We start from the raw sequence: 8,647 nt of genomic DNA on the forward strand, positions 1-8,647 counted from the left end.
GTTATAAAAGTAAATAACGAATGGTATATTGTTAAAGTTCTTGATAAGGCACCTAAAGGACTTGTAGCATATGACAAAGTAAAAGATATGATAAAGAACCAGTTGAAAATACAGAAAAGACAGGAAGCAAATCAGAAATACGTTCAGGAAATTGCTGACAAATACAACATAAAATAATTAATATTTATGAGGACATATCATAGTCCTCATATTTCTGTTGCCGGCATACAGTAAAAATGCCGGAAGATTTAACTTTAATTGTTAAAGGGAATAAATAAAATTACTGTTACAGGAGGCCTGTATGAAGTTTTTAAAATTTTTATTGGTTTTATTTTTACTGTTGCTTGTTGCAGCAACAGGTGGGGTAATTTTCTCCAATAAAATAGTCTATAATATGACTAAAACAAAGAGTTCTGAATTTGAAAATCTGAGATATTCAATAAAGAACAGCGAAATAATATTTGATAATTTTGTATTAAATGGAAAAGATCTTGGGAAGGGAAAGGCTAAGATTTCTTTTGTAAGAAGCGGTTTTCTTGGATTAAATTTAAAATCGGCACTATTTAAATTTACGTAGCGCACAAGATGTAAATGCAAGGCGCATAAAGCAAATTATAGCGATGAGCGGCTATATTCTTGGCGCAAACGATTGAAATTTTATCAAAACAACCAAAAGCTCGCCGTAAATTTAAAGAGCTTAAATTTAAAAGCGAGCTGCCGCTTTTGACAAAATAAAGCGAGTTAAGCTTAAACCAGACCTTGATCCAGCATCGCGTCGGCTACGCGGCGAAAGCCCGCGATATTCGAGCCCAGCACGAGATTGCCCTCCGCGCCGAATTCCTTCGAGGTCTCGTAGCTGGTGCGAAATATGTGGCGCATGATCTCGCGCAGCTTGCCGTCGACCTCCTCGAAGCTCCACGACGCCATCTGCGCGTTTTGCGCCATCTCAAGCCCGCTCGTAGCCACGCCGCCCGCATTCGCCGCCTTCGCAGGGCCGAAAAGAAAGTCTTTTTGCGCGAGCATAAAATCGATCGCCTCAAGCGTGCTTGGCATATTCGCGCCCTCGCAAACCATGCGACATCCGTTGGCATAGAGAGTCTTTACGTCTTGCAGATTAAGCTCGTTTTGCGTAGCGCTCGGAAATGCCGCATCGCACGGCACGCTCCACACGCCGTTGCGGCCTGCGGGATAGGCGCTAACTGGGATAAATTTTGCGTTAGGGCGCTCCTTGATATATTCGCAAAGCCCTACGCGCAGCTGCTCTTTTAGCTTTTTAAGAAGTGCCACATCTATTCCCTCGGCGTCATAGATAAAGCCCGTAGAATCGCTTACTGTAACGGGCTTAGCCTGCATCTGATAGAGCTTTTCGGCTGTGTAGATCGCGACGTTGCCGGCGCCCGAGATCGTGCAAATTTTGCCGTGCAGCGAATCGCCCTTGGTAGCTAGCATCTCGTTTGCGAAATAGACCGATCCGTAGCCCGTAGCCTCGGTGCGCGCAAGACTACCGCCCCAGCTTAGCCCCTTGCCCGTAAGCGCGCCGTCGAATCTGCGGGTGAGCTTTTTATACGCGCCGTACATATAGCCGATCTCGCGACCGCCCACGCCGATGTCGCCCGCGGGCACGTCGGTATTGGAGCTGATTAGGCGGTGAAGTTCAAGCATAAAAGCTTGACAAAATCTCATAATCTCGCCGTCGCTCTTGCCCTTGGGATCGAAATTTGCGCCGCCTTTTGCGCCGCCGATATTAAGACCCGTGAGGGAATTTTTAAAAATTTGCTCAAACCCTAAAAATTTTAAAACGCCCAAATTTACGCTCGGATGAAAGCGCAGTCCGCCTTTGTAGGGGCCCAGGGCGGAGTTGAACTCTATGCGATATCCCGTATGCACGCAGGGCTCGCCGCCGTCGCTCATATAGACGACGCGAAACATCATCGTGCGCTCGGGCGCCAAAATACGCTCTAAAATTTTATTTTTCACGTATCGCTCATCGCGCTTTAGAAGCGGTATGAGCGAGTATAAAATTTCGGTCGATGCCTGGATAAAGACCTCCTGACCGGGATTGGCGCGCTTTAAATTTAGCAGCAAGCCGTCGATGTAAGATTTCATAGCCCCTCCTTTTGAACCGGATTAAATTTTAATTTTTTGGCTTTAGCGATAAATTTTTTCAGCGCCAGCTCCTCGCGGACGCCGATCTCATAACCGATAAATTTCAGATAATTTAAAATTTCGCGCTCTTTTATGCCGCGCGAAAGGGCGTAGCTTTGCAGGATATATCTTGGAATTTTAATGCGCGAACGCAAAAATTTCGTCGCCAGGCGCGAGTAGGCTTTATCATTTTTCACGCAGCACAGCCGCCCAAAAACAAAGGGCAAGCCCGTACGCTGCTGCCAAATTTCGCCCAGATCGTAAAATTTATCCCTGCCCTGCGAAAGCAGCGCCTTTAAAGCGTTATCGCCGATCAGCACCTCGCCGCTAAGATCCAGCACACGGGCTAGCATATTTGAACTCATCGACGCGGGATCGAGCCTGGGCGCCGAGTTTTTGCGCACGAGCACGCTTAGCACCTCACGCTTTGCGACGATTCCTAGAGGCAGCCTGCGGTATTTTGCGCGGCGGCTTTCGATGCTCGAGATCACCGCAGCATCTATCCTGCGGCTATAAAGATCGGCGCAGAGTTTGCTCGGCACCCCTTTTTTAAATTCTATCGATTTTTTAACATAAGACGACAGCGGAAGGGCTTTCAGAAATACGTGAAAAGGGAGCAAATTTAGATAATCGATTTTGCCTAATAACATGACTTTCTCCGAATTTAGCGCAGGAAAAGAGGGTTAAATTCCGGCGCTAAATCGGAATTTAACCAAAAATTTTAAAGTTTATTTGACCTCGGTGATCGGGATGGATTTGTATTTGATAAACTCCACTATGCCCTCACCTTTTTTGAAGTGGATACTCACTCCGTCTTTGTTTTCCATATAGATGCCGTCTGCGGCTCGCTCACGCTTGAGGTTGTAGCTTTTGCCGCTATCGTCCTTTAACACGGCGGTATTGAAATCGTCGTTTGAACTAAGCGATAGTTTTTTGCCCTTGTCATCGATGAAATAGAAGGTCTTTGCGTTCTCTTTGGTTATGGTTTTTTCGCTCTGTGCTTGCTTATTCATAGCGCTATCCGGGGATTGGCGGAGCTGGTTTGAGCCGCATCCTAGCAAAACTAACGCCAAAGCGGCGCACGATAGAACTTTAAACATATTTCTCCTTTAAATTTAGGTTACACTCGTTGATGAGTGATTTTCGGATATCCCAAAGCTTTTGAGAGAGATCCACTTTGTAGCTCTGCGGATGGACGTTGCGAAGGTGCTCAAGCCAAAATTTACTCTTCTGCTCCTTGCTAAAACGCGCGATCTCGCTTACCGTGCGGCGCGTACCTACAAATTTGCCCTCCTTAAAAACGGGACGCAAGAGCTTATGCGCGCTGAAATTCGTTAAAATTTTACGCTTGTAGGTGTAAAGCGGGTGAAAAATTTCAAGCGGCGCACTCTCATCTATGCTCTCTCCATCAAGCGTGATCAGATCGGCAAGCGCCATGCCGTTATCCTTGTCGAAGAGCCTAAAGACCTGTTTGTAGCCCGGGTTATTGATCTTGCGCGGATCGTTTGAAATTTTGATCTTAGCCACGATCTCGCCATCTTTTTCGATACCGCTTAGCTTATACACGCCGCCTAGGCTCGAACTATCTCCGCCGGTAATAAGCCTAGTGCCGATCCCCCAGCTATCGATTTTAGCCTCAAAAAGTTTGAGTTGATCGATCGCGTATTCGTCTAGATCATTCGACGCAGTGATCTTTGCGTCATTAAAGCCCGCAGCATCGAGCATCTTGCGCGCCTGCTTGGTCAGATACTCCAGATCGCCCGAATCGATGCGGATTCCAAGCGGCTCATGACCGCTCGCGCGTAGCTCTTTAAAAACCGTAATCGCATTCGGCACGCCGCTTGCGAGAGTATCGTAGGTATCGACGAGCAAAAGCGTGCTGTTCGGATAAATTTTAGCGTAGGCGCGAAACGCCTCCAGCTCGCTATCAAAGCTCTGAATCCACGAGTGCGAGTGAGTGCCGATCGCGGGCACGCCGAATTTCTTTGCGGCAAGCACGTTCGACGTGGCGCTGCAACCGCCTATAATCGCAGCCTTTGCGCCGTAGATGCCCGCACTTCGCCCCTGAGCGCGGCGCAAGCCAAACTCCATCACCAAATCACCTTTGGCGCTAAAGTTTATACGCGAGCTTTTCGTAGCGATGAGAGTTTGAAAATTTATAGTATTTAGGATCGCAGTTTCGATGAGCTGCGCCTCCATGATATTTGCCTTGACGCGAATTAGCGGCTCGTGCGGAAATACGATCTGCCCCTCATCCATGGCGTAAATTTCGCCGCTAAATTTAAAGCCTCTTAGAAATTCCAAGAATTCCGGCTTAAAGAAATTTAGACTTTTTAGATATGCGATGTCGTCGTCGCTAAATCTGAGATTTTCGATATAATCCACGACCTCGTTTAAGCCGCAAAATATCGCGTAACCGCCGCCGCTTGGGTTTTTGCGGTAAAAAACGTCAAAAACCGCCGTCTGATCGGGCTTTGTAAAAAAATAGCCCTGCATCATGCTAAGCTGATAAAAATCGGTAAGTAAAGCCAAATCTTTCATTTACGCCTCTTAAATTTAATCTCGCCTCGTGCAGGAGCAAAAAAATCATAGCTTTTTAGCTTCTAGGCTCTTTTTATAAGCCGCAGCGTCGAACTCTTTGACGCGAGCGACGCCGTCATCTACCGCAGCTTTTGCAACCGCCGTCGAGATCACGGCAAATACGCGCGGATCGAAAGGATTTGGGATCACGTAGTCTTTGCTGAATTTTAAGCTATCTTTGCCCAGCATCTTGCGGATTTCTGCAGGAACTTCTTCGCGAGCAAGATCCGCCATCGCGCGAGCGGCCGCAATCTTCATATTTTCGGTAATCTTTTTGGCTCTTACGTCAAGCGCGCCACGGAAGATATACGGAAAGCCCAAAACGTTATTGATCTGATTTGCAAAGTCGCTTCTGCCCGTGCCTACGATCGCGTCGTTTCTTACTTCCTCGACCTCGCTTGGATAAATTTCCGGTACCGGATTTGCAAGCGCAAAAATGATTGGATGCGGCGCCATAGTCTTTACCATCTCTTTAGTTAAAACGCCCGGCTTGCTAAGGCCCAAAAACATATCCGCGCCCTTCATCGCGTCCTCTAGCGTGCGATCTGCGGTGTCTAGGGCAAATTCTTTCTTTTGCTCGGTAAGATCGGTGCGACCCTTGTGGATCACCCCTTTGGAGTCGAGCATTATGATATGTTTAGCGCCTAAATTTTGATACATCTTCGCACACGCTATGCCCGCAGCGCCCGAGCCGCTGACTACAATCTTCATATCCTCGATCTTTTTACCGCTGATGATGGCCGCGTTGATAAGCCCTGCGCCCGTAATCATCGCGGTGCCGTGCTGATCGTCGTGCATGACGGGGATATCGACGGCTTTTTGCAGCTCGCGCTCGATCTCGAAGCACTCGGGAGCTTTAATATCCTCTAAATTTATACCGCCGAACGTAGGCGCAAGCGCTTTGCAAATTTCAATTATCTTTTTAGGATCTTTTTCGTCGATCTCGATATCGAATGCATCGACGCCGCCGAATTTTTTAAACAAAACCGCCTTGCCCTCCATTACGGGCTTTCCGGCGATTGCGCCGATATCTCCGAGGCCTAAAACCGCCGTGCCGTTAGTGATAACGGCTACGAGATTGGCTTTATTAGTGTATTTAAACGCAGCTTCGTGATCACTTTCGATCACTTTACAAGGCTCCGCGACGCCCGGCGTATATGCAAGCGCCAAATCCTCCGCCGTAGCACATGGTGTTTTTACATTCGTTCCGATTTTACCGCCTATGTGGTACTTCAAAGCCGCTTCAACGTTTACTTTAGCCATTTTATAATCCTTTTTTGATTAAATTTGAAATTCTCGTTTTAACTTCGTCGCTTCCTAAAATTTCACAAATTTCAAAAATCGACGGACTTACGCTTCCCCCCGTGATCGCAACGCGCAGCGGCTGAGCCAGGTCTTTTAGCTTGGCGCCGTTTGCGTCCAAAAACCCCATCGTCCTTTCCTCGCACTCCTTTGCATTTAAATTTGCGCTTAGAGTATCCGCAAATTTTGCGAGTAAGCTTAGCGAACTTTCGGTTACAAATTTCTTATACGCCTTCTCGTCATAGCAGCTCGGGCGGTTTAGAAGGATTTTAATGCCCTCAGCCATCTCCACTAGCGTCTTTGCACGCTGTTTGTACTGCTGGGCGATGAGATGTTTTTTCGCGTGCGAGCGGATATCGACGCCGAATTCCACAAGCTGCAAGACAAGCTCATCGTCGTCAGAGTTTTTAATATAATGCGCATTGAGCCACTCAAGCTTGGTTTGGTTGAAGGTGCTGGAACTCTTGCTGATATGGTTAGGATCAAAGTAGCGCTTCATCTCTTCCATGCTAAAAATTTCATCGTCTCCATGGCTCCAGCCCAGGCGCACTAAAAAATTTAGCAAAGCTTGCGGCAGATAGCCCATGCGCTTGTACTCCATCACATCGGTAGCGCCGTGGCGTTTGCTCAGCTTGCTGCCGTCGGTGCCGTTGATCATCGCGACGTGGTAAAATTTAGGGATTTTAAAGCCTAGCGCGTTATACAGCACGATCTGCTTCGGGGTGTTGCTTAGATGATCGTCGCCGCGGATCACGTCCGTGACGCCCATCAGCGCGTCGTCGATCACGACCGTGAAGTTATACGTAGGCGTGCCGTCACTTCTAGCGATGATGAAATCATCCAAAATGTCTTCTACGTTAAATTTAATATCGCCCTTGATGCCGTCTTTGAATTCTATCGTGCCGCTAAGCGGGGATTTGATGCGTATTACAGGCTCGATACCCGCAGGCGGCGTGCCGGTAAAGTCGCGGTAGCGGTTATCGTAGCGCGGGCGCTCTTTACGAGCTTCCTGCTGCGCTCGCAGCTCGTCTAGCTCGTCCTTGCTCATATAGCACTTGTATGCCTTGCCCTCATTTAACAGCTTTTGGACGTATTGTTTGTAAAGATCGAAGCGCGAGCTTTGATACACGATCTGCCCGTCATAGTCCAGATTGCACCACTTAAAAGCTTCCTCGATCGCCTTAGCAGCCTCCTGCGAATTGCGCTTCAGATCAGTGTCCTCGATACGCAGCAGGAATTTGCCGCCGTTTGCCCTAGCGTAAAGATAACTAAAAAGTGCCGTTCTAAGTCCGCCGATATGTAAATATCCCGTAGGACTCGGCGCAAAACGAGTTACTATCATAAAATTCCTTTGCAAAAATTACCATTTAATGTTATAATCGCGATCTTGTAATTATAAAGCAAAAAGACTAAATAAAGGTTAAAAATGATAAAGAAACTGCTTTTTTCCGCAATGATATGTGCCGTTTGTGCAAATGCCGAAGTAGTAAACGGCGTCATCGCCGTGGTAGATAATGAGCCCATCACCGGCTACGAACTAGCCAAAGTTCAAAAACTAACGGGCGCTTCGCCGCAAGCTGCGATGGAAATTTTAATCGGGCAAAAGCTGCAACAATCCGAGATTAAACGCCGCGGCATCGCGGTAAATGACGCGGAGATCGATGCGAGACTCAAAGCAATCGCCGATCAAAATAAGCTTAGCTTAGACCAGCTCAAAACCGCCGTGCAAAAGCAAGGTATAAACTACGATGACTTTAAAGCAAATATCCGCCGTACACTGCTTGAAGAAAAGCTCTATGGCTCAATATTCGCAGACGTACAGCACCGCACGACCCCCGAAAATGTCAAAAAATTCTACACGCAAAATAGCTCTTTGTTTACAACCTTCGATAGCATCACGCTCACCCGCTATATCGCAAAATCTCAGGCTCCGCTCGATAAGATCCGCGCAAACCCGAAACTCCGTCCGAGCGATGTTTACGTGATGCAAGGAACCCTAAAAGCAAACCAAATGGACGAGGGGCTAAAATATATCGTCACAAACGTCGAGCAGGGCAAATTTTCGCCGATCATCCCTACGCGTAACGGCTATGAGATGTTTTACGTAAACGATAAAAAGGGACTTCGTACGCTTGATTTCGATAGCGTGCAAGACAGAGCGATCGAGGGCTACGTAACCTCCGAGCGCAAAAAAGCGGTCGCCGAGTTCAACGACAGACTCCGCTCAAACGCCAATATCCGCATCATCGAGCGCCCGCAAGCCCAGCCTCAAAGCGGCAAAGACAAGGGCAAAGCGAAGGTTCAAAAGAGAAACTAAATTTAAATAGAAAAAAGATAGAGTATTTGTGGTAGTCATAGAAAATTTTAGAAATATTATTGAGAATATTGATATATTTTTAAAAGACCTAAGGCATTGCTGCTAAATATACAGAAAAGGCAAATCTACCAATCAGGAACGAATCATACCTAGTTTAGTATTCAAAATTTTACATATTTATTTATCGGAAATTTGCTCATTAGTATTATTTCTAGCGACATCAACAATCAATGGTAAATCGGATTTTAAAGCTTTGCCTGCAACAATTGCGTGATATTTTTTCATAGCCGGCAAAGTCATAGC

General features: G+C 47.0%; 8 protein-coding genes. 2 read left to right on the forward strand and 6 right to left on the reverse strand.

Annotated features, from left to right (window positions below):
* The first annotated feature begins 301 nt into the window (after nucleotides 1-301).
* The gene (locus Q0236_RS10075) at nucleotides 302-577 is read left to right on the forward strand and encodes a hypothetical protein (protein ID WP_297917377.1); all 276 of its coding nucleotides are present in this window, start codon (nucleotides 302-304) and stop codon (nucleotides 575-577) included.
* Nucleotides 578-747: 170 nt separating this feature from the next.
* On the opposite strand, the gene gdhA is transcribed toward Q0236_RS10075, so the two are convergent.
* From gdhA to gltX, 6 genes are all read right to left on the reverse strand, one after another.
* Complete coding sequence (gene gdhA, locus Q0236_RS10080; protein WP_297917380.1) at nucleotides 748-2,106, reverse strand: NADP-specific glutamate dehydrogenase; 1,359 nt, start codon at nucleotides 2,104-2,106, stop codon at nucleotides 748-750.
* On the reverse strand, nucleotides 2,103-2,795 hold the full coding sequence (locus Q0236_RS10085) for an MqnA/MqnD/SBP family protein (protein WP_297917382.1): 693 nt from the start codon (nucleotides 2,793-2,795) through the stop codon (nucleotides 2,103-2,105). Before Q0236_RS10085 ends, gdhA begins: the two co-directional genes overlap by 4 nt.
* 78 nt (nucleotides 2,796-2,873) lie before the next feature.
* Nucleotides 2,874-3,245, reverse strand: a complete 372-nt coding sequence (locus tag Q0236_RS10090) for a hypothetical protein (protein ID WP_297917383.1) — start codon at nucleotides 3,243-3,245, stop codon at nucleotides 2,874-2,876.
* Entirely contained in the window at nucleotides 3,238-4,686 is a 1,449-nt protein-coding gene (locus Q0236_RS10095; protein ID WP_297917385.1) for a nicotinate phosphoribosyltransferase, read from the reverse strand. Before Q0236_RS10095 ends, Q0236_RS10090 begins: the two co-directional genes overlap by 8 nt.
* Before the next feature lie 45 nt (nucleotides 4,687-4,731).
* Complete coding sequence (locus tag Q0236_RS10100; RefSeq protein ID WP_297917387.1) at nucleotides 4,732-5,988, reverse strand: malic enzyme-like NAD(P)-binding protein; 1,257 nt, start codon at nucleotides 5,986-5,988, stop codon at nucleotides 4,732-4,734.
* Between the two features lies 1 nt (nucleotide 5,989).
* The gene (gltX, locus tag Q0236_RS10105) at nucleotides 5,990-7,369 is read right to left on the reverse strand and encodes a glutamate--tRNA ligase (protein ID WP_297917388.1); all 1,380 of its coding nucleotides are present in this window, start codon (nucleotides 7,367-7,369) and stop codon (nucleotides 5,990-5,992) included.
* A gap of 84 nt (nucleotides 7,370-7,453) precedes the next feature.
* On the opposite strand from gltX, the gene Q0236_RS10110 reads away from it, so the two are divergent.
* Nucleotides 7,454-8,344, forward strand: coding sequence for a peptidylprolyl isomerase (locus Q0236_RS10110; protein WP_297917389.1), 891 nt, complete (start codon nucleotides 7,454-7,456; stop codon nucleotides 8,342-8,344).
* The last annotated feature ends 303 nt before the right edge of the window (nucleotides 8,345-8,647 follow it).

The organism is uncultured Campylobacter sp. (assembly GCF_938031315.1).
Taxonomy (GTDB): domain Bacteria; phylum Campylobacterota; class Campylobacteria; order Campylobacterales; family Campylobacteraceae; genus Campylobacter_B.

Bases quoted from the DNA above. Each gene is read 5' to 3' on its own strand.
- Q0236_RS10075 (WP_297917377.1), top strand. From the start codon at position 302: ATGAAGTTTTTAAAATTTTTATTGGTTTTATTTTTACTGTTGCTTGTT.
- gltX (WP_297917388.1), bottom strand. From the start codon at position 7,369: ATGATAGTAACTCGTTTTGCGCCGAGTCCTACGGGATATTTACATATC.
- Q0236_RS10090 (WP_297917383.1), bottom strand. From the start codon at position 3,245: ATGTTTAAAGTTCTATCGTGCGCCGCTTTGGCGTTAGTTTTGCTAGGA.
- gdhA (WP_297917380.1), bottom strand. From the start codon at position 2,106: ATGAAATCTTACATCGACGGCTTGCTGCTAAATTTAAAGCGCGCCAAT.
- Q0236_RS10095 (WP_297917385.1), bottom strand. From the start codon at position 4,686: ATGAAAGATTTGGCTTTACTTACCGATTTTTATCAGCTTAGCATGATG.
- Q0236_RS10085 (WP_297917382.1), bottom strand. From the start codon at position 2,795: ATGTTATTAGGCAAAATCGATTATCTAAATTTGCTCCCTTTTCACGTA.
- Q0236_RS10110 (WP_297917389.1), top strand. From the start codon at position 7,454: ATGATAAAGAAACTGCTTTTTTCCGCAATGATATGTGCCGTTTGTGCA.
- Q0236_RS10100 (WP_297917387.1), bottom strand. From the start codon at position 5,988: ATGGCTAAAGTAAACGTTGAAGCGGCTTTGAAGTACCACATAGGCGGT.